The sequence below is a fragment of the Streptomyces sp. cg35 genome, from assembly GCF_050410835.1.
Taxonomy (GTDB): Bacteria; Actinomycetota; Actinomycetes; order Streptomycetales; family Streptomycetaceae; genus Streptomyces.
Genome location: NZ_CP191268.1, coordinates 5,098,430 through 5,124,665 on the forward strand (window position 1 = coordinate 5,098,430; position 26,236 = coordinate 5,124,665).

Sequence of the window (26,236 nt, forward strand, 5' to 3'; positions counted from 1 at the left end):
CTCAGTGGCCGTGCGGCTCCTCGGGGGCGCGGCGGGGCAGCAGTCGCAGGGCCGGGAGGCAGGCCGCGGTGACGGCCAGGACCACGATCAGCGAGACGGTCATGGCGTGGGCGGGGGCGCCGGTGTGGAAGTAGACCGTGGTGACGACGGCCGAGCCGAGGCCGTTGGCCAGCTGCTGGACCGCGGTCAGGGAGCCGCTCGCGCTGCCCGCCTCGTCGCCGGACACGTCACCGATCGCGATGTCGAAGATCGTGCCGAAGCAGCAGCCCATGCCGAGGCCGGTCACGAAGACGGCCGGGGCCATCGCCCACAGGGACAGCGAGGTGCCCTGCGCGAGGACCAGGGCGAGCAGCCAGCCGCCGCCCGCGAGGGACAGCAGCATGCCGGCCGCGATCAGGTTCCGGCCGAGCTTCTTGGTCAGGCCGCCCATGCTCGCGAACGCCGCGACGATGATGCCGAGGGCGAGGGGGAGCAGGCCGAGCGAGGCGTCGGCGGGGCTCGCGCCGAGGCCCTGCTGCATGAAGAGGGAGATCACGTAGAGCAGGCCGGACGTCACGGCGAAGTAGAGCAGCCCGACGAACAGGCCCGAGGTGAAGCCCTTGTTGTGGAACAGGGACGGCTTGATCAGGGGTTCGGGGGCGGTGCGCTGGCGGCGGGCGAACAGCGCGAGGAACACGGCGCCGACGAGGAGCGAGCCGATCGACAGGACGCCCCAGCCGTTCGTGGAGCCTTCGATGAGGCCCAGCATCAGGCCGAACATGGTCACGGCCAGCAGCGCGGAGCCGCGCCCGTCGACCGTCACCGAGCGGTCGCCCTCGTCGTGCGGCAGCAGCTTCGCCGCCGCGAGGACGCCGAGGGTGCCGAGGACCAGGTTGATCAGGAAGACCGGGCGCCAGGACAGCCCGGCGACATCGGCGTCGATGAGGAACCCGGCGAGGATCGGGCCGCCCACCGTGGACAGGCCGAGCAGCGGGCCGAACAGGTTGAACGCCTTGCCCATCTGCTCCCGCGAGAAGTTCCGGGCCATGATCGCCATGCCCTGCGGGATGAGCAGCGCGCCGAAGGCGCCCTGGAGCACGCGCGCCACGATCAGCAGCGCCGGGTCGGGGGAGAGTCCGCAGACGGCGGAGGCGAGCGTGAAGCCCGTCATGCCGACGAGGAAGAGGCGGCGCTGGCCGAACTTGTCGCCGAGCCGGCCGCCGATCACCAGGAGCACGCCCATGGCGAGCGCGTAGGACGAGCCGAGCCACTTGATCAGGGCCTCGCCGCCGCCGATGTCGCCGACGATCGTGGGCGCCGCGATGTTGGTGACCGTGGAATCGATCATGTCGAGCGCGTCGGCCAGCAGGACGAGCGCGAGGACCACCCAGAAGGCGGCCTTGGAGAGCGTGGCGGCGGGGGTCGTGGGAGATCCCGCCCCCGTCGTCTCCGCGGGGTTGGTCGTGGACGTCATGGCGGGCTCCTTCCGGGTGGTGTGACGGCCTCCATCTCAGAAAAACATAGTGACTACGAAAACGCAATCGCTACGACTTTGAAGTGACTAGGGGAGCTCTGGGTATGCTGGGGCCATGACGCAGACGCAAGCGAAGGCGGCGGCCCCGGGCCGTCGGGAGCGGAAGAAGGCGGCCACCCGCAAGGCGCTGTCCGACGCGGCCCTGAGCCTGTTCCTGGAGCGTGGCTACGACGACGTGAAGGTGGCCGAGATCGCGGCCGCCGCCGACACCGCGCTGACCACGCTGTTCGCGCACTTCCCCGGCGGGAAGGAAGCGCTCATCCTCGGCGACAGCGAGGAGCGGCAGGCGTCACTGGAGCGGGCGGTGCGCGAGCGCGGGGAGGGGGTGTCCGTCCTCGACGCGCTGCACTCGTTCATGGCCGGGCGCGGCATGTTCTCCGACGACCTCGACAACGAGTTCCGGCGCAGGCTGGACCTCGTGGTCAACACGCCCGCGCTGCGCCGCTACGCCCGCACCCTGTGGGTGAACTGCGAGGGCGCGCTGGCCCGGGTCGTCGCCGAGGAGACGGACCAGGACGCCGGTGACGTCTCGCTGCGCATCCTGGCGCGCTACGTCCTGGAACTGCCGGATCTCGTCGCCACCGACCCGGCGCCGCGGGACTCGCTGGCCGCCGCGTTCGAGCACTTCAGGCGCGGCTGGCCCGCCCTGGCGTGACCAGGCGCCCGGCGTCCAGGTCCACGACCAGATCGGCCCGGTCCCGGCCGGGAGCGACGCGGCGGGCGTTCGCCTCGTCCGAGCGCAGCACCCAGTCGCGGGCGAACGACGGGGACTTGCCGAAGGCGACATGGCGCGCGACGAGCCGCTCCACCCGCACCCCGTCGTCCACGGCCACCCACCACACCTCGTCGAGCAGCGGCCGCACCGCCGTGGACCACGGCTCCTCGTCCAGCAGCAGGTAATTGCCCTCGGTCACGATCAGCGGGACGTCCGGCGGCACCGGCAGCGCCCCCGCCACCGGCTGCTCCCACGCCCGCTCGAAGGACGGCGCGTACACCGTCTCGCCGTGCTCCGGCGCCCGCAGCCGCGCGAGCAGCGCCGCGTACCCGTACGCGTCGAACGTGTCGGGCGCGCCCTTGCGGTCCGCCCGTCCCAGCCGGGCCAGTTCGGCGTCGGCGAGATGGAAGCCGTCCATCGGTACGAGCGCGGCCACACCGTCCAGGGCCCGCACGAGCGCCTCGGCGAGCGTGGACTTCCCGGCGCCGGGCGGCCCCGCGACGCCGAGGACACGGCGGGGGCCCGACGCGGCCAGGGTCCGTGCGCGGGCGGCCAGTTCATCGACGTACGGAGAGGGCATGGGCCCGAGCCTCTCAGGTCCGCCGGGCCCGCTCCAAGCGGTCCCGTCACCAGGACAGGGCGTCGTCCATCGACGACTGCCAGTACGTGACCTCGACCGAGTCGTCGAGGTAGACGCCCTTGGCCGGGAGGGCCGGGTGCGCGGCCGGGCCGTCGTGGCCGGACAGGCCGCCGCGGCCCGCGAAGTACACCGAGAGAGACTTCGCCGTGTAGCCGTTGGAGCCACTGCCGTCCGTCGCGGACAGGGCGACGCCCGCGTAGCCGGACTCGCCGGGCGCGAGGGTGACCACGGCCTGCGGCCGGGAGTCCTCGATCACCGGCGGCACGGACTGCGCCTCGCCGAACTTCACCGCCGGGTAGTAGTACAGGTCGCAGAGCGTGGACCCGGTGTTGGTGACCGTGAGGAGCATGTGGTTCACCGGGCGGTTGACCGGCGCGGCCGTCGTCCTGGTGCGGGAGCCGTCGCACACGGCCCGCTTGCCGGAGGCCGCGGGCTTCGACGCGGCGGGCTTCGACGCGTCCGGCTTCGCGTCGCCGGGCTTGGAGACCGCGGGCTTCGAGGCGGCGGGCCGCGCATCGGCCGGGCCGGGCTTCGCGTCCGACGCGGCGGAGGCGGAGGCGGAACCGGCCGGGTCGGCGGACCTGCTGGCCCCGGCCGACGCCGACGGGCCCTCGTCCTTGACGCCCGAACCGTCGTCGCACGCGGTCAGCGAGAACGCGGCGAGTGCGACGCCCGCGGCGGCGGTGGCGAGACGGGCACGGCGGACACGGCGGGTACGGATGCTGGACATGCGGGAGATCCCCTTCGGTGCTGCGGTGGGTGTGGTGCTTGGATGGCAAGAGCTTGTGCGGTGATCCGTCCCAGCCGCCACGATCCACGGGCAGTTCGGGACGCTGGAACGCCGAAACGGGCTCTGAGCAGGGAGAACGCAGGCCGCCTGGAACGCTCGGGTGGGACACGGGGGAGTGGAGGAACGGGTGTCAGGGGACTCTGCGGAAGGCGCCGGGGACGGTTTCGCGACGCTGCTGCGCGAGCTGAAGGACCGCTCGGGGCTCAGCTACGGGACACTCGCCAAGCGCTTGCACCTGAGCACGTCGACGCTGCACCGCTACTGCAACGGCACGGCGGTACCGGCCGACTACGCCCCGGTGGAACGCCTCGCGCGGCTGTGCCGGGCGAGGCCGCAGGAACTCGTCGAACTGCACCGCCGCTGGATCCTGGCGGACGCGGCGCGAGGGCGCCGGGCGGGAGCGGCCCCGGACGGCGGCGGTGACGCCGCCGACGAGGGAGCCGGGGCGGCCGCCGTCACACCGGCACCCGCTCCCGGCGCTCCGGAGAGCGACGCCGACGCGCCCCGCGATCTGCCCGGCGCCCCCGAACCCCGGGCCCGCCGCAAACGCACCGCCCTCATCGCCGCCGTCGCCGCGGCCGCCGTCCTCGGCGCCGTCGCCCTCGCCGTGAAGCTGCCCTCCGGCGGCGGGGGCAGCGACGAACAGGCCGTCGGCGCGACCTCCCCGGCCGACCCGGGCGCCGGCGGAGAACGGCACGCGTCCCGTACCCCGTCACCGTCCGGCTCCGCGAGCGCGTCGAGGTCCGCCCCGGCCGAGGACAGCACCGCCCCGTCCGCCCCGGGCACACCCTCCCGCTCCACCGGCGGCGCCACCGGCACCCCGCTCACCGTCGCCACCCGCCCCTACGTCTACGACAGCCCGTGCAGCCAGCACTTCCTCGTCGACAGCGAACCGGCCCAGGTCGGCCCGCCCGCGGACGAGCAGGGCGCCGCGCGCTGGGCCGCCGCGTACGGCGCGGTCTCCTCCGGCGAGCAGCGCCTCGCCCTCACCGTGCAGGGCACCGGCGCCGACACGGTCGTCCTGGAGGCCCTGCACGTCAACGTCGTCAGCACCGGCGCCCCGCTCGCCTGGAACGACTACTCGATGGGCGTCGGCTGCGGCGGCGGCGTCGAGACGAAGTCGTTCGACGTGAACCTGGACGCCGCGAACCCGGCCGCCGGTGTCAAGAACGGGCAGCGCGACTTCCCGTACAAGGTCAGCGAGTCCGACCCCGAGGTCTTCTACGTCACCGCGCACACCAAGGCCCACGACGTCCGCTGGAACCTGAGCCTGGAGTGGTCCAGCGGCGACCGCCGCGGCACCGTGCGCATCGACAACGACGGCACCTCGTTCCGCACCAGCGCCGACACCGGCCGCCCCGGCTACGACTATCCGCTGGGCGGCGGCGAATGGACCGAGCGCGTGGAACAGCAGTAGCCGGACCCGGACCGGCCTGTCCGCCCTGTCCGGATCGCGAAAACGGTATGTGCACAGGGCACGGACCTCTTTAAGGTCGCGGAAAGCCGTCCGCCGGGAAGGAATCCGCCGCACCATGACCGCCACCGTGCCACCCGCCCCGCTCGCCGCCCGCGTCACCGCCACCGGGGGCTCCCCGATCCGGGACATCCTGGCGGTGACGGCCCGGCCCGCGTTCATCAACTTCGCGGGCGGCCTCCCCGCACCCGAACTCTTCGACACCGACGGCATCGCGGCCGCCTTCGACGACGTCCTCACCCACGATCCGGGCCGCGCCCTGCAGTACTCCACCACCGAGGGCGAACCCGCCCTGCGCGAGGCGCTCGCCGACCGCACGACGGCCCGCGGCCTGCCGACCGCCGCCGACGACCTCCTCGTCACCACCGGCTCGCAGCAGGCCCTCTCGCTCCTGGCGACGGCCCTGCTCGACCCGGGCGACACCGTCCTCGTCGAAAGCCCCTGCTATCTGGCGGCACTTCAGTCCTTCGGCTTCGCCGGCGCCCGCGTCGTCGGCGTCCCCTGCGACGACGACGGGCTCGACCCCGAGGCCCTCGACGCCCTCGCCGCCGAACACCGCCCCAAGCTCCTCTACACCGTCCCCACCTTCCAGAACCCCACCGGCCGCACCCTGCCGGCCGCCCGCCGCGCCGCCGTCGCCGAGGTCGCGGCCCGCCGCGGACTGTGGATCGTCGAGGACGACCCGTACGGCGAACTCCGCTTCGAGGGCGAGCGCGTGCCCTGGATCGCCACGTACGAAGGCGCCCGCGACCGCACCGTGCTCCTCGGCTCGTTCTCCAAGGTCATGGCGCCCGGCCTGCGCCTGGGCTGGCTGCGGGCGCCGAAGGAACTCCGCCGCGCCTGCGCCGTCGCCAAGCAGGCCGCCGACCTGCACACCCCGACCGTCAACCAGCTCGCCGCCGCACGGTACTTGGCAACCCGGGACCTCGACGCGCACGTCACGAAGGTCGCCGAGCAGTACGGCACCCGCCGCGACGCGATGCTCGCGGGCCTGCCCGACGCCCTCCCCGACGGCTCCACCTGGACCCGCCCCGAAGGCGGCATGTTCCTGTGGGCCCGGCTGCCCGACAGCCCCGGAAACGACACAACCGCCCTGCTGAGCAAGGCGGTTGAGCAAGAAGTCGCCTACGTCCCCGGCGCACCGTTCTACGCCGGCGCACCCGACCCCCGCACCCTCCGGCTCTGCTACGTGACACAGACGCCGGAGGAGATCGCGGAGGGGCTGCGCCGACTGGGGCGTGCCCTGCGCTCATGAAGGGGCCCCCGCCAGACGCCCTGGGCGAGGCGTGACTGGGTCAAGTCCCGCCAAATTCCAAGAGAGTTCATGAAATCGATCGTGTGTTCGTGATTACGTGAGGCGTGGGTGCCCACCGGGGGTACCCGTACGCATGTGAAGGGGGAGGCATCCGTGCCCAGACGCACAGGATGGCGCCGCACACTGGCCGGTCTGCTCGCCGGACTCGCCACGACGATCGGCCTCACCACGGCCCTCGCCGCACCCGCGAGCGCCGCCGCGGCACCGGTCGCGATCACGAAGTACAGCTACACCAGCCAGGCCGGTGACTACATCGGCGGCGGCGCCTCGGCGTCGTTCACGCCGCAGAACGCCACCGTCACGGCGGGGGGATCTGCCGAGTACGTCCGCTTCCGCGTCTCGACCGACACCACCTGGTGGGACGTCGAACTCGCCGCTCCCACCGGCGAGAAGCTCCACCCCGGCGTCTACCGCAACGCCGAGCGCGCCCCGTTCCGCACCGGCCGCTCGCCGGGCCTGGACGTCTCCGGCGACGGGCGCGGCTGCAACGAGGTCTACGGCCAGTTCTCGGTCAACCAGATCGCGACGGACGACTCCGGCGCGATCACCCTCCTGGACGCCACGTACACCCAGCACTGCGAGCGCGCCGACGCGCCCGCGCTGAAGGGCACGGTCAAGTACCGGGCCTACCCGCTGTCGTACGCGTACACCAGCGACGCCGACGACTACATCGGCCAGGGCGCGGCCCAGACGCACACCGGCGCGACCAGCACCTTCGGCCTGTCCGGCTACGGCGACGGCGTGCAGTACTCCGTCTCGGGCAAGCGCGAGGACTGGACGGCGCTCATCACCCCGCCCGACGGCGAACAGCTCACCGCAGGCACCACCTACCGCACCGAGCGCTCCCACGGCCCCGGCGTCGCCGGACTCGACGTCTTCGGCAACGGCCGCGGCTGCAACCAGAGCACCGGCGAACTGACCGTCACCAAGCTGACGCGCGGCGACGACGGCACCGTGCGGGCGTTCGCCGCGACCTACGTCCAGCACTGTGAGGGCGGTACCTCCGCCCTGCGCGGGACCATCCACTACTACGCCTGAGCCCGAGCACGCCGAAGGCCCCGGCACGGTCTCGTGCCGGGGCCCTCGGACCGCGCGTCAGAGCTTCTCGGGGGTCCGGATGCCCAGCAGGGCCATGCCCTGGTGGAGCGTCCGGGCCGTCAGGTCGCACAGGAACAGACGGTTCTCCACCTGCTCCGCCGTGTCGGCCTTCAGCACCGGGCACTTGTCGTAGAACGACGTGTACAGCGAGGCCAGCTGGTACAGGTACGCGGCCAGCTTGTGCGGGGCGTACTCGGCCGCCGCCTCGTAGACCAGGTCGCCGAACGCGTCCAGGTGCAGGCCCAGGGACCGCTCCGCCGGGGCGAGCGCGACCTCCGGGTGCGCGGCGGGACGCGTCTCGCCCGCCTTGCGCAGGATCGACTGGATACGGGCGTACGCGTACTGCAGGTACACGCTCGTGTCGCCGTTCAGCGACACCATCTGGTCCAGATCGAACTTGTAGTCCCGGTTCGCCGACGTCGACAGGTCCGCGTACTTCACCGCGCCGATGCCGACCTGCGCGGCCCGCTCCTGGATCTCGTCCTCGGTGAGGTCCATCGCCTTCTCCCGGACGACCTCGGCGGCCCGCTGCACGGCCTCGTCCAGCAGGTCCTCCAGGCGCACCGTCTCGCCCTCACGCGTCTTGAACGGCTTGCCGTCCGCGCCGAGCACCGTGCCGTAGCCCATGTTGTGGGCCGTGACGTCGTCGCTCAGCCAGCCCGCCCGGCGGGCCGTCTCGAAGACCATCTTGAAGTGCAGCGACTGGCGTACGTCCACGACGTAGATCAGCGACGTGGCGTGCAGGTCGACGACGCGGTTGCGGATCGCGGAGAGGTCGGACGCCGCGTAGCCGAAGCCGCCGTCCTTCTTCTGCACGATCAGCGGCACCGGCTGGTCGTCCTTGCCCTTGATGTCGTCGAAGAAGACGACGAGCGCGCCCTCGGAGCGGACGGCGACGCCCGACTCCTCCAGCATCCGCGCGGTCTCGGCCATCATGTCGTTGTACGCGGACTCGCCGACGATCTCGTCGTCGCGGATCTCCATGTCGAGCTTCTCGAAGACCGAGTAGAAGTAGACCTTCGACTCGTCCACGAACCGCTGCCACAGGTCGAGGGTCTCCTTGTCCCCGGACTGCAGCGCGACGACCCGCTTGCGGGCCCGCTCCTTGAACTCCTCGTCCGCGTCGAAGACCGCACGGGAGGCCTTGTAGATCCGGTTCAGGTTCGACATGGCCTGCTCGCCGTCGACCTCGTCGGCCGGGGCCAGCTCGTCCGGGTTCTCGATCAGGTACTGGATGAGCATGCCGAACTGGGTGCCCCAGTCCCCGATGTGGTGCCGGCCGATCGTCTGCTCGCCGGTGAAGTCGAGCATGCCGCGCAGCGCGTCACCGATGACCGCCGAGCGCAGGTGGCCGACGTGCATCTCCTTCGCCACGTTCGGCTGGGCGTAGTCGATGACCGTGACGCCCGGCTGCTCCTTCAGCGGCACACCGAGCCGGTCGCCGTCGGCGGCGCGGGCCGCGAGCGTCTCGGTGATCGCCCGGTCGGTGACCGTGACGTTCAGGAAGCCGGGGCCGGAGACCTCGACGTCGGCGAGAAGATCGCCGCTGACGATCTTCTCGACGACCTGGGTGGCCAGCTCCCGCGGGTTCGCCTTCGCCTTCTTGGCGAGGGCCAGGATCCCGTTGGCCTGGTAGTCGGCCCGGTCGCTACGTCGCAGCAGCGGGTCCGCGCCCGCACCGGCCTCGGGGAGGGCGGCGCTGAGGGCGTCGGCGAGACGCTGGTTGACGGAGGACGTGAGGGACGTGACCGAGGCCATGGAGTAGATGCCGTTCCGCTCGTAGGAGTCAGGAGGAGAAAACGCCTCCAGTCTCCCACGGGGGCGGACGGGCGGTCGCATGGATTCCCGCCCGCCCCCGGTGGCCGGTGCGTCAGGGCGCGGGCGCCAGCGCCACGGCCGCGAGCGCCGGAGCCGACTCGGTGCCGTCCGCGTACACCGCGCTCACGCGGTAGTAGGCGGTGGTACCGGCCGGGGCGTGCTCGTCACGGTAGTGCCGGAACTGCTCCGCGTTCGGGTTCTCCAGCGCGCCCTCGGCGATGCGCTCGTACGCGCCCGCGGCCCGGTCCCAGCGGTAGACCCGGTAGCCCGTGGCGCCGTCGAGCGTGTCCCAGTTCAGGGCCACGTCACCGGCGTTCGCCGTGGCGTCGAAACCGGCCACCGGGGAGCCCGGCGCGGTCGCCTCGGCGGGCCGGCTGTCCTGCTCGGTCGCGTAGACGGTGACGGCCTCGGTGTAGTTGTTCGCACCGTCGACCGCGCGCAGTTCCCAGCAGCGCTCCTCGCCGTCCGGCAGGCCCGACGTGTCCTGGAAGGACGTGACACCGCCCTTCAGGACCTCGGTGTTGCCGGACCCGCAGGTCCGCACCCCGTCGACCGTCTCCGGACGGCCCGCGCGCAGCCAGTACGAGCGGATGTCGGCGGCCGTGGAGGCGTCCCAGCGCAGGGCCGTGCCCCACGGCTCGGAGGTGGCGGTGAAGCCCGCCGGCACGGGCGGCGCGGTGGTGTCCTCGTACCGCACGGCCTTGAAATCGGTCGAGGTCACGCCGTTCGCGGCCACCGCGAGCACGGTGACATACCGGTCCGACGAGCCGCCGAAGTCGGTGAGGAGGCAGCCGTACTCGACGAACGCGGAGGTGCTGAGGATCTCCTTCGGCTCGCAGGCGCGCAGCGTGGTGCGGACCGTGGAGACGGCGGTGCCGGAGTAGACCCGGAAGCCGCCGCTGTGATCGTTGTCCGCCGCCACCCTGAAGCGCAGCTCCGGCCGGCCGTCCGCGTCCGGGCGCAGGTACACGGGCAGGGCCGGCGCCACCTGCCGGCGGGAGGTGGTCCTCACCCCGGCGGAGCGGTGCCCGGCCGCGTCGACGGCGTACACGGTGTACGTACGGGTGACGCCCGGCTTCGCCGTGGTGTCGCGGTACTCGGCGGCCGTGGCGGTGCCCAGCAGGGCCGGGCTCGCGCTGCCGTCGGCGCCGTACACCTGCCAGCGCACGGCGTCGTCGGACGGCGCGCTCCACGTCAGCTCGACCTTGTCGGTGTCCGCCTTGGCCGTGAGGCCCGTCACCGCGCCCGGCGCCGTCGTGTCCGGCGTGGTCACCGCGACGGGCGTGGTGCGCGCCGAGGTGTTGCCGGCCGCGTCGGTGGCCGTCGCCGCGTAGTAGTACGTCTGCTTCTCGGCGGGCGTCTCGTCGTACAGGTACTGCTCACCCGGCGTCTTGCGCAGATCCATGGTGGCGACCTTGACGAACGGGCCCGCCGCGGCCGTGGCGCGCCACAGCGTGAAGACGGGGCCGTCGGACGCCTGCACCTGGCCCAGCCAGACGTTGACGCGCGGCGCGCCCTGGACCGTGGAGACCGAGACGTCCGAGGCACCCACGTACGGTACCGCCGGGGCCGTCGTGTCCGGCGGGGTGACCCACGGCCCGCAGGCGGTGGCGCCGTAGTTCGTCCACTTGTCGACGGCCTGGACGCAGAACCGGTACTTCTGGCCGTCCTTCGGCAGCGTGTACGACGTGCTGGTGCCGGTCGTCGTCCAGCGCGACACCCCGGTCGTGGCGGTCTCCACCAGGACCCGGTAGTGGGCGATGTCCAGCTCGCGGTTCTTGGTCCAGCTCGCGTTCGCCTTGCCGGTCGCCGTGTCGTACGTGGCCTTGATGCCGGTCGGCGCGAGCGGCGCCTTGCTGTCGGACGAGGCCGGCCAGGTGAACTTCACCCGGGACAGGCCCGTCCAGTTCGCGTGGTCGACGCGGACGGTGTGGCTGCCCGAGCCGATGCAGAACGTGCCCGGCACGCTGTTGCCGGCGTCACCGGTGTTCGTCCACTTGTTCACCTTGCGCACGCCGTCCACGTACAGCCGCAGGCCGTCCGTACCGGCGAGGCGGTAGGTGAAGCAGCCGCCCGAACCGAAGTCGCGGGTGAGCGACCAGCGGACGGAGAAGTTGTTCGTGGCCATCCCGGAGAGCGGCGCGCCGGTCCACTTCTGGTCGACGGTGGTGTCGCAGTCCGTCTTCTTCGGCGTGCCGGAGAACGAGGTATTCGTGTAGAACGTCCGCTTGAAAGTGGTGTCGCCGCAGGTCACGGCGGCCGCGGCGGAGGGCGCCGCGAGGAGGACGCAGGCCGACGGCAGGGCCATCGCAAGGCCGGCGGCCCCCAGGCGCAGCCCTGCACGGAATCTGTCTGTGATCACGGTGTGAGGACACGCGTGGGGCCCCTGAGGTTGTACGGCGGACCTATCCGTTTTCCGGCAGGAACCGTCGCGGGTGACAATGGGCGGCGGGCCCGTCGGCGCACGACGGAACCAGGTCTGAGAAGAACGAGGAAAGAAGGACGTGCCGACCGTGGCTGACAGCAGCGCTCAGAGCGCCCAGCACGCCGACTGGGTGTCGCGATACGCGGACGAGGTCATCGCCGAGTCGGAGCGCCGCGCCCCGGGCAAACCGGTCGTCGTCGCCTCCGGCCTGTCCCCCTCCGGCCCGATCCACCTGGGCAACCTGCGCGAGGTCATGACCCCGCACCTGGTCGCCGACGAGATCCGCCGCCGCGGCCACGAGGTCAGGCACCTGATCTCCTGGGACGACTTCGACCGCTACCGCAAGGTCCCGAACGGCGTGCCCGGCACCGACGCGTCCTGGGCCGAGCACATCGGCAAGCCGCTCACCTCCGTCCCCGCCCCGGCCGGCTCCGCCTACCCGAACTGGGCCGAGCACTTCAAGGCCGCCATGGTCGAGGCGCTCGGCGCGATGGGCGTCGAGTTCGACGGCATCAGCCAGACCGCGCAGTACACGGCGGGCACCTACCGCGAGCAGATCCTGCACGCCATGAAGCACCGCGGCGACATCGACGCGATCCTCGACCAGTACCGCACCAAGAAGGCCCCCGCCAAGAAGCAGCAGAAGCCGCAGGACGAGGCCGAACTGGAGGCCGCCGAGGGCTCCGGCGCCGCGTCCGAGGACGACGGCAGTGGCGGCACCGGCGGCTACTACCCGTACAAGCCGTTCTGCGGCGAGTGCGGCAAGGACCTCACCACCGTCACCTCGTACGACGACGAGACGACCGAGCTGTCCTACACCTGCACCCTCGACGGCTTCACCGAGACCGTCCGGCTGACCGAGTTCAACCGCGGCAAGCTGGTCTGGAAGGTCGACTGGCCGATGCGCTGGGCCTACGAAGGCGTCATCTTCGAGCCGTCCGGCGTCGACCACTCGTCCCCCGGCTCGTCCTTCCAGGTCGGCGGCCAGATCGTCGGCATCTTCGGCGGCGAGCAGCCCATCGGCCCGATGTACGCCTTCGTCGGTATCAGCGGCATGGCCAAGATGTCCTCGTCCAAGGGCGGGGTCCCGACCCCGGGCGACGCGCTGGAGATCATGGAGCCGCAGATCCTGCGCTGGCTCTACGCCCGCCGCCGCCCCAACCAGTCGTTCAAGATCGCCTTCGACCAGGAGATCCAGCGGCTCTACGACGAGTGGGACAAGCTCGCCGCCAAGGTCGCCGACGACAGCGTCCTGCCCGCGGACGCGGCCGCCTACCACCGCGCCGTCGGCACCGCTGCCGGCGAACTGCCGCGCACCGAACGCCCGCTGCCGTACCGCACGCTCGCCTCCGTCGCCGACGTCACCGCCGGGGACGCCGAGCAGACCCTGCGCATCCTCGCCGAGCTCGACCCGGAGAACCCGGTCACCGACCTCGCCACGGTCCGCCCCCGCCTCGACAAGGCCGAGGCCTGGATCACCAAGTACGTGCCCGCCGAATCGCGCACCATCGTGCGGACCGAACCGGACACGGAAGCGCTGGCCGCCCTCGACGAGCCGTCCCGCGAATCGATCCGCCTCCTCCTCGAAGGCCTCGACGAGCACTGGTCGCTCGACGGTCTGACCCACCACGTCTACGGCGTCCCCAAGGTGCAGGCCGGCTTCCCTGCCGACGCCACCGCCAAGGAACTGCCGCCGGAGATCAAGACCGCCCAGCGCTCGTTCTTCGCGCTGCTCTACCACCTGCTGGTCGGCCGCGACACCGGCCCGCGCCTGCCCACGCTGCTGCTCGCCGTCGGCGCGGACCGCGTCCGCAAGCTGCTCGGCGCCTGAGCGGCACACACAGAACCGAAGGGGCGGCACCGGAATCCCGGTGCCGCCCCTTCGGGCCTGTCCTCAGGTTCTCAGGCGATGTGGTCCTCCATCAGCTCCGCGTTGTAGCGGGCCTCGAACTGCTCGGCGTAGCGGTTCACGTCCCGCGGCTGGAGCCGGAGGCCGAACGAATCCTCCACGTCCGCGGCGAACCTCCCCGGCGACGGCACACCCTCGCCCTGTATGGCCTGCCGGTAGACCCGGTACAGATCCTCCTCGGTCGGCGCCGCAGCCTCCACCTCCTGGATGCCCTCACCCAGCGGACGCGTCCCACCGGCCCCGTTCGGCACCGGGAACTCCGGCTCCACGAACTCCGGCTCCACGAAACCCTGCTCCGGCACCGGCTCGGGCTCCGCAGCCCGCGGCCGCGGCACCGGGATCTGCTGCGGCTGATCCTCGTACCAGCCCTGATGCTCCTGCTCCGGGACGTACGTCGGGTCGTAACCGCCCTGATACTGCTGCGCCTGCGGCGGCGTCGCGAACCACTGGCTCGGAGCCTCCTCGACAGCCTCCGCCGACGCCTCCACCGGCGCCTCCACCGGAGCGGTCGGCGCGACCGGCGCAACAGGCGCCACCGGCGCCGACCGCTCCAGCTCCGGGGCCACCGGCTTCGGCGGCAGCAACTGCGGCTCGATCCCGGCCGCCGCCAGACCCGACGGAGCCGTCTCCGCCAACGGCACCCCGTACCGCGCCAGCCGCAACGGCATCAGCGACTCCACCGGAGCCTTACGCCGCCACGCCCGCCCGAACCGCGACCGCAGCCGCGCCTGATACACCAACCGCTCCTGCTCCAGCTTGATCACCGCGTCGTACGACCGCAGCTCCCACAGCTTCATCCGCCGCCACAACAGGAACGTCGGCACCGGAGACAGCAGCCAGCGCGTGATGCGCACGCCCTCCATGTGCTTGTCCGCCGTGATGTCAGCGATCCGCCCGATCGCATGCCGCGCCGCCTCCACCGCGACCACGAACAGAATCGGGATCACGGCGTGCATCCCCGTGCCCAACGGGTCCGGCCACGCCGCCGCACCGTTGAACGCGATCGTCGCCGCCGTCAGCAGCCACGCCGTCTGACGCAGCAGCGGGAACGGGATCCGGATCCACGTCAGCAGCAGGTCCAGCGCGAGCAGCACACAGATACCGGCGTCGATACCGATCGGGAAGACATAACTGAAGTTCCCGAAGCCCTTCTTGAGAGCCAGCTCACGCACAGCCGCGTACGAACCGGCGAAACCGATCCCAGCGATGATCACTGCCCCGGCGACGACCAGGCCCACGAGTATCCGGTGCGTCCGTGTCAACTTCAGTGGCGCGGCCACTCCAGTTCCCCTCCCAGTTCGGCATGTTGCGCCCAACAGACTGGCACATGCATGCGGAGGACCGCGTGCCGGTACGCCAGGAGCCCGGCACCCAAAAGGGGCCGGGCTCCTCAAACCACGGGGAAACAGCGACTACTTGTCCTTCGCGTCGTCCTTCGAAGACGCCTTCCTGGAAGCCGACGCGGAAGCCTTCGGCTTCCCCGAGGACGACTGCGACGCCGACGGCGAACCGCTCCGCGCCGAATCCGCGAGCGAAGCCACGGCCTCCTTCGCCGCCTTCTCCGCGTCCTTCGACAGCCCGTCCGCGTCCGGCGTCTTCTCGCCCGCGAGCCCCGAACCGTTGTAGTTGACCGTCACCACCACGTTGTCCACGCGCGAGACGACCGTCTGCTGCTTGGACGTGACGTCCTTCTTCTTCTCCTTGTACGTGCTGTCGAAGCGCACCAGCGTCGCCTCGTCACCCGTACCCGACACCGGCGACGTCTTCACGCTCTTCGCGCCCTCCGTCGCCTGCGCGTCCTTGACCTGCTTCGCGTAGTACGCCGACGCCAGCTTGTCACCGCTGCCCCGGTTCACATCCGAGTCGAAACGGACCATCGAGACATTCAGCCAACGGAACTGGGACCCCTTGACCCCATTGTTCTCCAGGCTCGACCACGAACAGCTCGCCCGTGTCGACTCGTCGTCCGACGCACCCGCCTTGCTGTCACCCTTCGGCACCAGATCGCCCAGCGTCTTCTTCGAGATCGCCGAGCACGCCTGCGGCAACGCCTTGTACGTCGCCGGCGCCACCTTCTTCGCCGCGTCCTTCGCGGTCGAGGCGGACGCCTTCGCCTCCGACCCCTTCTTCGCCCCGTCACCGGAGTCGGAACCCGAGCCGGACGAACAGCCGGCTACGACGAGGACCGCCGGCACGGCGGCTGCGCAGACAAGAGTGCGGGTGAGTCGCTTGGTCGGACGGTGCATGGTTCCTTCACTAGGACGCTGACAGAAGCACGGTCCCGGAAACACAGCGGCTCTTCTTCACACAGCCACCACGAACCCGGGCCCGATGGGCCACCGTACGCCGTGGCCGACCCGCACGCCTCGACTTCCCCACAGCCGCGACGGCCCCCCGACCCGCCCTACTCGCCGAACTTCCCGACCAGCTTCTGCGCCAGTTCCAGCGCCGTGTCCTGCATTTCCTTGCTGTCCGGCACCTCACCGGGCGCCCCCGGCTGCGCCATGTACTGGACAGTCACCAACGCGTTCGACGTGCGGAACACCACAGTCACCGTCCGGCTCCGGGACGCCGAAGGACCCGACAGCGCATCATCGACGAACGCCTCGTCGCCGAGCCCGTCCAGCGTCCGCGGCTGCAGCTCCGACGGCGACACCGACGACGACGGCGAGGCGGACGACGAGACCGCCGCCCCGCTCGGCCCGTCCTTCGGAGCACCCGAATCCTGCGCCGCGTCCGAACCCTCCGGCTCCGCCGCGGACCCCGTCGACGACGGAGCCGGCAGATCGGCACGCTCCTGCTTCGCGGCGAACACACCCTCAGCGCTCGAGTCGTCACTGACCGCCGCGTCGTACGACACCACCCGCTCGAAATCCAGCGTCAGCCGGTGCGTGCCGCCCAGCGCCGAATCGTCCTTCCACCCGCACCCCGCGCGCCGGTCCGTGTCATAGGTGGACGTCGCCGTGCCCTCGTACGCCTTCTCCCGCTGCCGCTCGTCCGGCAGCTTCGCGATACCCGGGAGCATCTTGTCCAGGATCGCCTGATCGGGCTGACTGCACGGCTCCGGCAGCGTCCGGTACCTGCCGGGCTGCGCCGACGACGCCGAGGAGCTCACCTCGCCCGGCTTGGAGTCGTCCACGCCGCTGTCGGAACCGGAGCTCCCGCTGCACCCGGTGAGCAACGCCGTCAGGAGCACGGCGACGCCGGGTACGTACGCGTACGACTTCCGCTGCACCGTAAGGCTCCTCTCGGCGGGTTACGCCTGGTTAATCGGTTGCCGCGACAGGGCCACCAGTGACGACAATGTCTATCGCACGCACCGCCGTGGACGCTGGTCCGGCATCCCTTTCGTCGACCTTGGCTCCGGTATTTGCGCTATCCAACTTCACGTCCAATAAATCCAGTTGATCCATCTAGTCCAGTTGCTTGAGCCAGGCCGATTTTCGGGGGATTTCATGTCGTATGTAGAGGTATCCGGCGCCAAGGTGCCCATCCGGATGTGGGCGGACCCCGCCTCCGTCGAGGACGCCGCGATGCAGCAGCTCCGCAACGTGGCGACCCTCCCCTGGATCAAGGGCCTCGCCGTCATGCCGGACGTCCACTACGGCAAGGGCGCGACGGTCGGCTCGGTGATCGCGATGCAGGGAGCGGTGTGCCCGGCGGCGGTCGGGGTCGACATCGGCTGCGGGATGAGCGCGGTGAAGACGTCGCTCACGGCGAACGACCTGCCGGGGGACCTGTCGCGGCTGCGGTCGAAGATCGAGCAGGCGATTCCGGTGGGCCGGGGAATGCATGACGACCCCGTCGACCCGGGTCGGCTGCACGGGTTCGCCACGGGCGGCTGGGACGACTTCTGGGGGCGGTTCGACGGGGTTGCCGAGTCCGTGAAGTTCCGGGAGGGGCGGGCTGTGCGGCAGATGGGGACACTTGGGTCGGGAAATCACTTTTGGGAACTCTGTGTAGATACGTCCGATTCTGTATGGATCATGTTGCACTCGGGCTCCCGGAACATCGGCAAGGAACTTGCGGACCACCACATCGGGGTCGCGCAGGGCCTGCCCCACAATCAGGGTCTGGTCGACCGGGACCTGGCGGTCTTCGTGGCGGACACGCCGCAGATGGCGGCCTACCGCAACGACCTGTACTGGGCACAGGAGTACGCCAAGTACAACCGGTCGATCATGATGGCGCTCTCGAAGGACGTTGTCCGGCGAGAGTTCAAGAAGGCGAAGGTCACCTTCGAGCCCGAGATAAGTGCTCACCACAACTACGTCAGCGAAGAGCGCTACGACGGCATGGACCTGCTGGTCACCCGTAAGGGAGCGATCCGCGCGGGTTCGGGCGAGTACGGGATCATCCCGGGCTCCATGGGGACGGGTTCGTACATCGTGAAGGGTCTCGGCAACGCGGCGTCCTTCAACTCCGCGTCGCACGGCGCGGGCCGGAAGATGAGCCGGAACGCGGCGAAGAAGCGGTTCTCGACGCGCGACCTGGAGGAGCAGACGCGGGGCGTGGAGTGCCGTAAGGACTCCGGCGTCGTGGACGAGATCCCGGGCGCGTACAAGCCGATCGAGCAGGTCATCGACCAGCAGCGGGACCTGGTGGAGGTCGTGGCGAAGCTGAAGCAGGTCGTCTGTGTGAAGGGCTGAACGGATGGAAGGGCCCGAGCCGTTGGCGGCTCGGGCCCTTCTGGCTATTGCGGCATCGGTACCTGCCCCGTGCGCAGTCGCCAGAGACGCAAGCTGCAGCTCTGGAGGGAACGGCCCAGTTCTTCGGCGGCGCTGGTGGGGTTGTTGTGCCTGAGCAGCGCTCGGTCCTCCCACTCCTTCCAGCGACGCCGGTTCGGCGAGGACTTCATGCCGGCCGGGCGCACCCAGTCGCGCAGGGATGTCGCTGCTGCCTCTTTCCGCTCCCGAGCAAGGCGGACTGGATAGTAGAAGTGCGCTGCCAGTTCTTGGGACGCCTCTTTCCAGTACATGACGTTGTAGATCCCGTCCCGCTGATTGCGGCTTGGATGCCGTGAGGCGCCCGTGATCTTCTTGGCGTAGAAGCAGAAGTAGGCGGCGATGGCAGTGCTCGCTGTCGTGAGCGAGATGAACGGCAGCCCCTGTTTGGTGTAGCCGACCGAGCCGTCCGCGTCGATCACGCCCCGCAGATAGTCGCGGCGTGAGAAGGGGACGTCTCGCGGCGGCGTGATCCGTTTGGATTTCCGTCCGTACGGCAGCCCGAGCTCGTTGAGCTTGGTGCGCGCCTCCAAGGAGCAGCCCAGGAGGGGCGAGCGATCAGGGGATCAGCACCAGGCGGCCCCGCACTCCACCCTCGGCCAGCCTGGCGTGGGCCTTTGGTGCGTCGGTGAGGGGGTACGTCTCCGCGATGCGCGGGGTCAGGACGCCCTCGTCGGTCAGGCGGACGAGTTCCGCGAGGCGCTTGCCGTCCGCGGCCACCTCGACGGCGGCGGTGCGCACCCCGCGTTCCGGGGCCGGTGCGGTTCCGGGGATGACGCCGATGTAGGCGCCGCCGTCGCGGACCCAGGCCAGGGCCTCGGTGCCGAGTACGGCCGCGTCGAGGACGGCGTCGAAGGGGGTGGGCGGTGTCTGGCCGCGCGGTACGAAGCCGGTCGCGCCCAGGGTGCGGGTCAGTGCCTCGTCGGCCTCGCCCGCGTAGGCCGTGACCTGGATGCCCTGGTGGGCGGCGAGCTGGATCGCGTAGCCGCCGACCGCGCCCGCCGCGCCGGTGACGAGGAGGGACTGGCCTTCCTTGAGGGCGAGTTGGTCGAGTGCCTGGGCCGCGGTGAGGGTGTTGAGGGGGAGCGTGGCGGCGTGCGGCAGGTCCACGGAGGTCGGGGCCGGGGCCGTCGCCGACGCGTCGACGACCACGTAATCGGCGTGTGTGCCAAGGGGCTTGGCGATGCCGTGGAGGAGGGCGACGACCTGGTCGCCGGGGTGCCGGCCGGTGGCCGCGTCCGCCGCGTCGACGGTTCCGGCGACGTCCCAGCCGAGACCGAGCTGCTGGCCGGCGCCGCCGAAGGCTCCGGCGCGCACGCCCGCGTCGACCGGGTTGAGGGCGGCGGCGGCGACCTTGATCCGGATCTGGCCGGCGGCCGGTTCGGGTCGCTCGACGTCCGCGATCTCGACCGCTTCCGGGCCGCCGAACGACGTCACTACTGCTGCTCGCATGACAACTCCATTGTTTTTCAGGTGAGTTGGTGTGGGTGTGAGGTGCTTTCGATTTCGTTGTCATGACCCTAGGGAGTGTTACTCTCTTTTGGTAAGTACGTACCTGGAGGTGCGTACGTCACCGGGAAGTGCGCAGGGGCGGAGTGTCATGGCGACGATGACGGCGGCGCAGCGCCGCGAGCGGGCGCGGTTCGCGTACGACGCGTTCTTGCGGGAGTGCCCGACCAATCAGCTGCTGGCGCGGCTGAGCGACAAGTGGGTGAGCCTGGTCGTCAGCGCGCTCGCCGGGCACGACGGGCCGATGCGGTACTCGGATCTCGGCCGGAAGATCGCGGGCGTGAGTCAGAAGATGCTGACGCAGACACTGCGGGCGCTGGAGCGCGACGGCATCGTGGCGCGGAGTGTGACGCCGTCGGTGCCGGTGCGGGTCGATTACGAACTGACGGAGCTGGGCCGGAGTCTGAGCGGTCTGCTGCTCGCGGTGAAGGACTGGGCGGAGTCGCACATGGACGAGGTGGCGGTGGCGCGCGAGCGGTACGACGAGGATGCGGCGGCCGTCGGGTGAGCGTTCGGAAGCGTCAGAGGCAGGAGCAGCGTCAGAAGTAGTAGGTGTCGCCGGTGTCGAGGACCAGGACCTGGTGCCGGTCGTTGTCCGGGTTGTGGTCGGCGGGTCCGCCGCTCCAGGTGGTGTCGATCCGGACGGTGACCTCGCTGGGCGTGTCGGCGAGCCGGATCCGGACGGTGAGCGGGGTGCCGTGCGCGGCGGCGGGCAGGGCTCCGGTGCGGCAGGAGACGGTGCGCGGGGCGCTGCGCAGGCAGCCGTCGGGCAGGGTCTGGGTGTCGGCCAGCGGGCTGGACCAGGCGAGGCGCACGGTGGCGTCGGGCACGTCGAAGGGGCCGTGGTTCTGCGGGGTGAGGGCGATGGTGACGTGGCCGCCGGTCATGGTGACGCGGCCGTGGTAGGCGAGGTCGGCCTCGGGGGCCGGGTCGTCTGCGGGTGCCGCGAGGGCGGCGGCCAGGGCCAGGGCCGTGGGGGCGAGCGCGAGCTGCATGGGGACCTCCGGACGAAGGGGCGAGCGGCCGATCTATCCCACGTGAGGGGTCCCGCGACACGTACGTGACACCCTGTGGCCCATGCTCGTCGCCCGTTCCGTGTCGTTGTTCGTGCTCGCTGCCCTGTTCGAGATCGGCGGTGCGTGGCTGGTGTGGCAGGGGGTGCGGGAGCACCGCGGGTGGGTGTGGATCGGGGCGGGGGTGATCGCGCTCGGTCTGTACGGGTTCGTGGCGACGCTGCAGCCGGATGCCGAGTTCGGGCGGATCCTGGCGGCGTACGGCGGGGTGTTCGTGGCGGGTTCGATCGCGTGGGGCGTGGTCGCGGACGGGTACCGGCCGACCCGCTGGGACGTGGTCGGCGCGCTGATCTGTCTGGCCGGGATGGCTGTGATCATGTACGCGCCCCGGGGTGACTGAGGCGGCGGCCTATCCTGGGCCGGAAGCGACCACACGTACGTACGAGGAGCAGCCCATGGCCCCCGCAGCCGCATCCCGCATCGCCGTCGTCACGGGTGCCAGCAGCGGTATCGGTGCCGCGACCGCGCGGCAGCTGGCCGCGGCCGGGTACCGGGTGGTGCTGACGGCCCGCCGCAAGGACCGCATCGAGGCGCTGGCGGAGGAGATCAACGCGGCCGGGCACCAGGCCGCGGCGTACGCCCTGGACATCACCGACCGGGCGGCCGTGGACGAGTTCGCGACGGCGTTCAAGACGGTCGGGGTGCTGGTGAACAACGCGGGCGGGGCGCTCGGTGCGGACCCGGTGGCGTCCGGTGACCCGGAGCAGTGGCGGCAGATGTACGAGACGAACGTCATCGGCACGCTGAACGTCACCCAGGCCCTGCTGCCGGCGCTGACCGCGTCGGGCGACGGTACGGTCGTCGTTCTGTCCTCGACCGCGGGGCACGGTACGTACGAGGGGGGCGGCGGGTACGTGGCCGCGAAGCACGCCGAGCACGTGCTCGCGGAGACGCTGCGTCTGGAGATCGTGGGCACGCCGGTGCGGGTGATCGAGGTGGCGCCCGGCATGGTGAAGACGGACGAGTTCGCGCTGACCCGGTTCGGCGGGGACGCGGAGAAGGCGGCGAAGGTGTACGCGGGTGTCGCCGAGCCGCTGACGGCGGACGATGTCGCGGAGACGATCACCTGGGCGGTGACCCGGCCCAGTCATGTGAACATCGATCTGCTGGTGGTCCGGCCGCGTGCCCAGGCCTCCAACACCAAGGTCCACCGTGAGCGGTGACGCGCCGGATCCCCTGGACGCGTTGCAGCGGGAGTACGACGAGCGGCGGCTCGCCCAGGAGAAGAAGGGCGAGCGGTACATGTGGTGGTACCTGGGCTACTTCCTCTTCGGTATCCACCTCGTGGCGTTCGTGATGATCTACGCGATCAAGCACGCCCAGTAGGGCGGCCGTAGAGTTCCGGCATGAAGATCGTCGACCTTGAACCCGGGGACGCGCGCCTGGCGTCCGAAGTGCTGCCGGTGCTGCGCGAGCTGCGCCCGCATCTGACCGAGGAGCTGTTCGGCGAGGTGTACGCCGAGGGGCACGGGCAGGGGCTGCGGTTCAGTGCCGCTTATGCGGATGACGGGGCGTGTGTCGGTGTCGCCGGGTGGCGCGTGCTCGTCAACACCAGTGCGCTGCGCAAGCTGTACGTCGACGACCTGGTGACGTCGGGGGCGGCGCGGTCGGGCGGGGTGGGCCGGGCGCTCCTCGCGCACCTGGAGGAGCGGGCCGTGCGGCTGGGCTGCACGCAGCTGGATCTGGACTCGGGGACGCAGCGCACGGACGCGCACCGGTTCTATCTGCGGGAGCGCATGGCGATCACGTCGTTCCACTTCCGCAAGAAGCTGGGTTAGCCGGTCGGGTACGCGGTGGGCGGGACGCCGACCGTCGCGGTGAAGTCGCGGACGAGGTGGGCCTGGTCCGCGTAGCCGAGGTCGGCGGCCAGGCCGGCCCAGTCGACGCCGGTGCGGGTGCCGGCCGCCTCGACGGCCTCGTGGATGCGGTAGCGCAGGATGCACCATTTGGGGCTGACGCCGACGTATGCGGTGAACAGCCGTTGCAGTGAGCGCACCGACATCCGTTCGGTCCGTGCGAGGTCGGCGACGCGGCGCACGTCGCGCTCGGCGCGGATCCGGGCGACGAGGCCGCGCGCGAGCTCGGCCTGCGGGTCGGGGCGTGCGGGGGCGAAGGACAGCAGGTAGGTGTCGAGGGCGGCGACCCGGTCCCGGTCCTCGGCGGGGGAGACGACGGCGGTCACGTCGGTGGGCGGGAACACGTCCTCGTACGGCAGGACGCGTCCGGTCCAGTCGGCGACCGGCACGTCCGGCACGAACGGCCGGAACGATCCCGGCCAGAACTTGGCCCCGCACACCCGGCCGCGGCCGCCGATCTTGCGGGTGTACAGCCCCGGCGCGAAGACGCCGGTGAGCTCGCCGTACGGCTGCGCTGTCCCCGTGTCGTCCTGGTCCCACTGGAACGTGAGGTTCACGGACGGGTGCGGGACGACGTGCGAGGCGTAGGGCGCGGGCAGGTCCCAGTCGATGAACCAGTAGTTCTCCACGTACGGGCGCAGCGCCTGTGCGGGCTCGTGCCGCCGGAACCGCACGGCGCTGAGCAGTGCGGACGGGTCGACGATCCCGCGGGTGTCCTGGTGGGGTGCGGACGGGTCCCGGTCCATGCCGGGATCGTACGGCGGGGCACCGACAGCGTCGCGTTTGTTCAAGAGGTGCGGGGCGGCGGGCTCGTACGGTCGGGTCATGGACGCACAGGAGCAGGAGAAGGCGTACGGGATCGGTGAGCTGATGGGGCTGTCGGCGGCGCGGGCCGTGCCGGTCGTGGCCGGTATCGGTGACGGGGCGCTGGCCGGGCCCACCCCGTGCGCGGAGTACGACGTGAAGGGCCTGGTGAACCATCTGTTCCAGGTGGTCGTGGAGTTCCAGAAGCTGGCTGTGAAGGAGGACTCCGACTTCACGTCGACGCCGGACCGGGTGGGGCGGGGTGCGGACTGGCGGGAGCGGTTCGCGGGGGAGGCGCAGGCGCTGGTGGCGGCGTGGTCGGCGCCGGGCGCGGAGGACGGGGTGAGCGGCGCGATGAAGATGCCGGCGCGGCTGGTCGGTGCGATGGCGCTGCTGGATCTGACCGTGCACGCGTGGGATCTGGCGCGGGCCACGGGCCAGGCGTACGAGGTGGCGCCGCAGGTCGTGGGTCCGCTCGCGGACGCGGTGGCGGAGCTGGGGCCGACGGCCAAGGAGATGGGCGTGTTCGGGGCCCCGGTGGAGGTCGGCGAGCAGGCTCCGCCCTTCTTCCGGCTCCTGGCGGCGACGGGCCGTGACCCGTACGTGGCCGTCCCGTAGGGGCGCGGGTCTCGCCTCGTCGTCTGCCTGATCTTGTCGTGGGGCGTCTGCGGCCCACCGGCCCGCGGCCCGCGACGCGATGGTCAGGCCGCGGGCGCTTCCCGACCACCGGGAATAGCCGGCCCGCGCTCACCGTTCCGGGGTATAGTTGAACAATCAACAACCCGGGAGGGTGAGCAGCATGCAGTTCGGGATCTTCACCGTCGGCGATGTCACGACCGACCCGACGACGGGCCGGACGCCCAGCGAGCACGAGCGCATCAAGGCGATGCTCGCCATCGCGCAGAAGGCCGAGGAGGTCGGCCTCGACGTCTTCGCCACCGGTGAGCACCACAACCCGCCGTTCGTCCCCTCCTCGCCCACGACGATGCTCGGCTACATCGCCGCGCGCACCGAGAACCTGATCCTGTCCACCTCCACGACGCTGATCACGACGAACGACCCGGTGAAGATCGCCGAGGACTTCGCGATGCTCCAGCACGTCGCCGAGGGCCGCGTCGACGTGATGATGGGCCGCGGCAACACCGGCCCGGTCTACCCCTGGTTCGGCAAGGACATCCGCGACGGCATCGACCTCGCGATCGAGAACTACGCGCTGCTGCGCCGCCTGTGGGACGAGGACGTCGTCACCTGGAAGGGCAAGTTCCGCACGCCGCTGCAGTCCTTCACCTCGACCCCGCGCCCGCTGGACGGCGTCGCGCCGTTCGTCTGGCACGGCTCCATCCGCTCCCCGGAGATCGCCGAGCAGGCCGCGTACTACGGCGACGGCTTCTTCCACAACAACATCTTCTGGCCCGCCAGCCACACCAAGCAGATGGTGAACCTGTACCGCCAGCGCTACGCCCACTACGGGCACGGCACCCCCGAGCAGGCCATCGTCGGTCTCGGCGGCCAGGTCTTCATGCGGAAGAACTCGCAGGACGCGGTGCGCGAGTTCCGTCCGTACTTCGACAACGCGCCGGTCTACGGCCACGGCCCGTCGCTGGAGGAGTTCACCTCCCAGACGCCGCTGACCGTCGGCTCGCCGCAGGAGGTCATCGAGCGGACCCTGTCCTTCCGTGACTACGTGGGGGACTACCAGCGCCAGCTGTTCCTGATGGACCACGCGGGCCTGCCGCTCAAGACGGTCCTGGAGCAGCTCGACCTGCTCGGCGAGGAGGTCGTGCCGGTGCTGCGCAAGGAGTTCGCGAACCAGCGCCCGGCGAACGTCCCGGACGCGCCGACCCACGCGGCCCGCGTCGCCGCCCAGTCCGATGTCCCTGAAGGGAGTGCGAAGTGAAGCTCGTCGTCGTATCGGCAGGGCTGAGCTCGCCCTCGTCCACGCGGCTGCTCGCCGACCGGCTCGCCGCCGCGACGGCGGGGCGCGTCGACGCCGAGGTCGAGGTGATCGAACTGCGGGACCTGGCGACGGAGATCGCCCAGCACTTCGTCACCGGGTTCCCGCCCGCCCGGCTGGCCGCCGCGCTCGACGCGGTGGCCGCCGCGGACGGCCTGATCGCCGTGACGCCGGTGTTCGCGGCGTCGTACAGCGGACTGTTCAAGTCGTTCTTCGACGTCATCGACAAGGACGCGCTGACCGGGAAGCCGGTGCTCGTCGGCGCCACCGGCGGCACCGCCCGGCACTCCCTGGTCACCGAGCACGCCCTGCGCCCGCTCTTCACCTACCTGCGCGCGCTCGTCCTGCCGACCGCCGTGTACGCGGCGTCGGAGGACTGGGGCGACGAGGGCCTCGACCGGCGGATCGCCCGCGCGGGCGGCGAGCTGGCCCGCTTCATGGCGCCGGCCGCCGCGGACGCCGCGCCGGACGTCGACACGGCCGCCGCGATCGCGCCCCGCTCGCTGACGGGGGCGATCACGTCGGTGGACCCGGCGGACGGTTTCGAGGTGGTGCCGTTCGAGCAGCGGCTCGCCGCGCTGCGGGCCGAGTAGCGCCGGGTAGCGCCGAGGGGCAGGGG

Annotated in this window: 26 protein-coding genes; 14 read left to right on the top strand and 12 right to left on the bottom strand. The window is 71.2% G+C overall.

Translation table 11 applies throughout. The features are described 5' to 3' along the window. Position 1: 1 nt before the first annotated feature. Complete coding sequence (locus tag ACQUQD_RS23235; protein WP_428954059.1) at positions 2-1,453, bottom strand: MFS transporter; 1,452 nt, start codon at positions 1,451-1,453, stop codon at positions 2-4. A gap of 115 nt (positions 1,454-1,568) precedes the next feature. Between ACQUQD_RS23235 and ACQUQD_RS23240 the strand changes: the two genes are divergently transcribed. After that, a complete protein-coding gene (locus ACQUQD_RS23240; protein WP_428954060.1) occupies positions 1,569-2,168 on the top strand; it encodes a TetR/AcrR family transcriptional regulator in 600 nt (199 codons plus the stop codon). Here the strand turns inward: ACQUQD_RS23240 and ACQUQD_RS23245 are convergent. Together ACQUQD_RS23245 and ACQUQD_RS23250 are read right to left on the bottom strand one after the other, a co-directional pair. Continuing rightward, positions 2,140-2,808 carry a nucleoside/nucleotide kinase family protein gene (locus ACQUQD_RS23245; RefSeq protein ID WP_428954061.1) on the bottom strand — a complete coding sequence of 223 codons (669 nt, stop codon included), beginning with the start codon at positions 2,806-2,808 and terminating at the stop codon, positions 2,140-2,142. The two genes, ACQUQD_RS23240 and ACQUQD_RS23245, sit on opposite strands and share 29 nt — an antisense overlap. A 46-nt stretch (positions 2,809-2,854) precedes the next feature. Further along, positions 2,855-3,598 carry a DUF4232 domain-containing protein gene (locus ACQUQD_RS23250; RefSeq protein ID WP_428954062.1) on the bottom strand — a complete coding sequence of 248 codons (744 nt, stop codon included), beginning with the start codon at positions 3,596-3,598 and terminating at the stop codon, positions 2,855-2,857. Between the two features lie 187 nt (positions 3,599-3,785). On the opposite strand from ACQUQD_RS23250, the gene ACQUQD_RS23255 reads away from it, so the two are divergent. The 3 genes from ACQUQD_RS23255 to ACQUQD_RS23265 all read left to right on the top strand — a co-directional run bounded on the left by ACQUQD_RS23255 (position 3,786) and on the right by ACQUQD_RS23265 (position 7,485). Further along, positions 3,786-5,075 (top strand): helix-turn-helix domain-containing protein, encoded by a 1,290-nt coding sequence (locus ACQUQD_RS23255; RefSeq protein ID WP_428954064.1) that lies wholly within the window; start codon positions 3,786-3,788, stop codon positions 5,073-5,075. A gap of 115 nt (positions 5,076-5,190) precedes the next feature. Beyond that, positions 5,191-6,387 carry a PLP-dependent aminotransferase family protein gene (locus ACQUQD_RS23260; RefSeq protein ID WP_428954065.1) on the top strand — a complete coding sequence of 399 codons (1,197 nt, stop codon included), beginning with the start codon at positions 5,191-5,193 and terminating at the stop codon, positions 6,385-6,387. A gap of 153 nt (positions 6,388-6,540) precedes the next feature. After that, complete coding sequence (locus ACQUQD_RS23265; RefSeq protein WP_428954066.1) at positions 6,541-7,485, top strand: hypothetical protein; 945 nt, start codon at positions 6,541-6,543, stop codon at positions 7,483-7,485. A 57-nt stretch (positions 7,486-7,542) separates the two neighbouring features. Here the strand turns inward: ACQUQD_RS23265 and argS are convergent, their stop codons facing one another. Together argS and ACQUQD_RS23275 are read right to left on the bottom strand one after the other, a co-directional pair. Further along, the gene (argS, locus tag ACQUQD_RS23270; RefSeq protein WP_428954067.1) at positions 7,543-9,303 is read right to left on the bottom strand and encodes an arginine--tRNA ligase; all 1,761 of its coding nucleotides are present in this window, start codon (positions 9,301-9,303) and stop codon (positions 7,543-7,545) included. Positions 9,304-9,415: 112 nt separating this feature from the next. Beyond that, positions 9,416-11,725, bottom strand: coding sequence for a PA14 domain-containing protein (locus ACQUQD_RS23275; RefSeq protein ID WP_428954068.1), 2,310 nt, complete (start codon positions 11,723-11,725; stop codon positions 9,416-9,418). 151 nt (positions 11,726-11,876) lie between these two features. On the opposite strand from ACQUQD_RS23275, the gene lysS reads away from it, so the two are divergent. Continuing rightward, the gene (gene lysS / locus ACQUQD_RS23280; RefSeq protein ID WP_428954069.1) at positions 11,877-13,619 is read left to right on the top strand and encodes a lysine--tRNA ligase; all 1,743 of its coding nucleotides are present in this window, start codon (positions 11,877-11,879) and stop codon (positions 13,617-13,619) included. Positions 13,620-13,690: 71 nt separating this feature from the next. On the opposite strand, the gene ACQUQD_RS23285 is transcribed toward lysS, so the two are convergent. From ACQUQD_RS23285 to ACQUQD_RS23295, 3 genes are all read right to left on the bottom strand, one after another. Beyond that, complete coding sequence (locus ACQUQD_RS23285) at positions 13,691-14,977, bottom strand: DUF2637 domain-containing protein (RefSeq protein ID WP_428954070.1); 1,287 nt, start codon at positions 14,975-14,977, stop codon at positions 13,691-13,693. 132 nt (positions 14,978-15,109) lie between these two features. Beyond that, complete coding sequence (locus ACQUQD_RS23290; protein ID WP_428954071.1) at positions 15,110-15,943, bottom strand: DUF3558 domain-containing protein; 834 nt, start codon at positions 15,941-15,943, stop codon at positions 15,110-15,112. A gap of 158 nt (positions 15,944-16,101) precedes the next feature. After that, positions 16,102-16,932, bottom strand: coding sequence for a DUF3558 domain-containing protein (locus ACQUQD_RS23295; protein WP_428954072.1), 831 nt, complete (start codon positions 16,930-16,932; stop codon positions 16,102-16,104). A gap of 220 nt (positions 16,933-17,152) precedes the next feature. On the opposite strand from ACQUQD_RS23295, the gene ACQUQD_RS23300 reads away from it, so the two are divergent. After that, complete coding sequence (locus tag ACQUQD_RS23300) at positions 17,153-18,346, top strand: RtcB family protein (RefSeq protein WP_428954073.1); 1,194 nt, start codon at positions 17,153-17,155, stop codon at positions 18,344-18,346. 44 nt (positions 18,347-18,390) lie between these two features. On the opposite strand, the gene ACQUQD_RS23305 is transcribed toward ACQUQD_RS23300, so the two are convergent. Together ACQUQD_RS23305 and ACQUQD_RS23310 are read right to left on the bottom strand one after the other, a co-directional pair. Next, the gene (locus ACQUQD_RS23305; protein ID WP_428954074.1) at positions 18,391-18,954 is read right to left on the bottom strand and encodes a hypothetical protein; all 564 of its coding nucleotides are present in this window, start codon (positions 18,952-18,954) and stop codon (positions 18,391-18,393) included. Between the two features lie 25 nt (positions 18,955-18,979). Continuing rightward, the gene (locus ACQUQD_RS23310) at positions 18,980-19,873 is read right to left on the bottom strand and encodes an NADP-dependent oxidoreductase (protein ID WP_428954075.1); all 894 of its coding nucleotides are present in this window, start codon (positions 19,871-19,873) and stop codon (positions 18,980-18,982) included. Between the two features lie 148 nt (positions 19,874-20,021). Here ACQUQD_RS23310 and ACQUQD_RS23315 point away from each other — a divergent pair, with 148 nt between their 5' ends. After that, positions 20,022-20,438 carry a winged helix-turn-helix transcriptional regulator gene (locus ACQUQD_RS23315; RefSeq protein ID WP_428954076.1) on the top strand — a complete coding sequence of 139 codons (417 nt, stop codon included), beginning with the start codon at positions 20,022-20,024 and terminating at the stop codon, positions 20,436-20,438. Positions 20,439-20,469: 31 nt separating this feature from the next. On the opposite strand, the gene ACQUQD_RS23320 is transcribed toward ACQUQD_RS23315, so the two are convergent. Beyond that, positions 20,470-20,925, bottom strand: a complete 456-nt coding sequence (locus ACQUQD_RS23320) for a hypothetical protein (protein WP_428954077.1) — start codon at positions 20,923-20,925, stop codon at positions 20,470-20,472. 82 nt (positions 20,926-21,007) lie between these two features. On the opposite strand from ACQUQD_RS23320, the gene ACQUQD_RS23325 reads away from it, so the two are divergent. Genes ACQUQD_RS23325 through ACQUQD_RS23340 form a run of 4 tightly spaced genes read left to right on the top strand, consistent with a single transcriptional unit; the run spans position 21,008 to position 22,781 of the window. Further along, positions 21,008-21,343 carry a YnfA family protein gene (locus ACQUQD_RS23325; protein WP_428954078.1) on the top strand — a complete coding sequence of 112 codons (336 nt, stop codon included), beginning with the start codon at positions 21,008-21,010 and terminating at the stop codon, positions 21,341-21,343. A 55-nt stretch (positions 21,344-21,398) separates the two neighbouring features. Continuing rightward, positions 21,399-22,166 carry an SDR family NAD(P)-dependent oxidoreductase gene (locus tag ACQUQD_RS23330; RefSeq protein ID WP_428954079.1) on the top strand — a complete coding sequence of 256 codons (768 nt, stop codon included), beginning with the start codon at positions 21,399-21,401 and terminating at the stop codon, positions 22,164-22,166. Further along, positions 22,156-22,329: a hypothetical protein gene (locus ACQUQD_RS23335; protein ID WP_428954080.1), complete on the top strand. Its 174-nt coding sequence runs from the start codon at positions 22,156-22,158 to the stop codon at positions 22,327-22,329. Before ACQUQD_RS23330 ends, ACQUQD_RS23335 begins: the two co-directional genes overlap by 11 nt. A 20-nt stretch (positions 22,330-22,349) precedes the next feature. After that, positions 22,350-22,781, top strand: coding sequence for a GNAT family N-acetyltransferase (locus ACQUQD_RS23340; protein ID WP_428954081.1), 432 nt, complete (start codon positions 22,350-22,352; stop codon positions 22,779-22,781). On the opposite strand, the gene ACQUQD_RS23345 is transcribed toward ACQUQD_RS23340, so the two are convergent. Next, positions 22,778-23,605: an AraC family transcriptional regulator gene (locus ACQUQD_RS23345; RefSeq protein WP_428954082.1), complete on the bottom strand. Its 828-nt coding sequence runs from the start codon at positions 23,603-23,605 to the stop codon at positions 22,778-22,780. The genes ACQUQD_RS23340 and ACQUQD_RS23345 overlap by 4 nt on opposite strands. Before the next feature lie 79 nt (positions 23,606-23,684). Between ACQUQD_RS23345 and ACQUQD_RS23350 the strand changes: the two genes are divergently transcribed. From ACQUQD_RS23350 to ACQUQD_RS23360, 3 genes are all read left to right on the top strand, one after another. Then, positions 23,685-24,281, top strand: a complete 597-nt coding sequence (locus ACQUQD_RS23350) for a TIGR03086 family metal-binding protein (RefSeq protein WP_428954083.1) — start codon at positions 23,685-23,687, stop codon at positions 24,279-24,281. 181 nt (positions 24,282-24,462) lie between these two features. Further along, on the top strand, positions 24,463-25,560 hold the full coding sequence (locus ACQUQD_RS23355) for an LLM class flavin-dependent oxidoreductase (protein WP_428954084.1): 1,098 nt from the start codon (positions 24,463-24,465) through the stop codon (positions 25,558-25,560). After that, the gene (locus tag ACQUQD_RS23360) at positions 25,557-26,210 is read left to right on the top strand and encodes a CE1759 family FMN reductase (RefSeq protein ID WP_428954085.1); all 654 of its coding nucleotides are present in this window, start codon (positions 25,557-25,559) and stop codon (positions 26,208-26,210) included. The genes ACQUQD_RS23355 and ACQUQD_RS23360 overlap by 4 nt, the downstream gene beginning before the upstream one ends. Positions 26,211-26,236 lie beyond the last annotated feature (26 nt).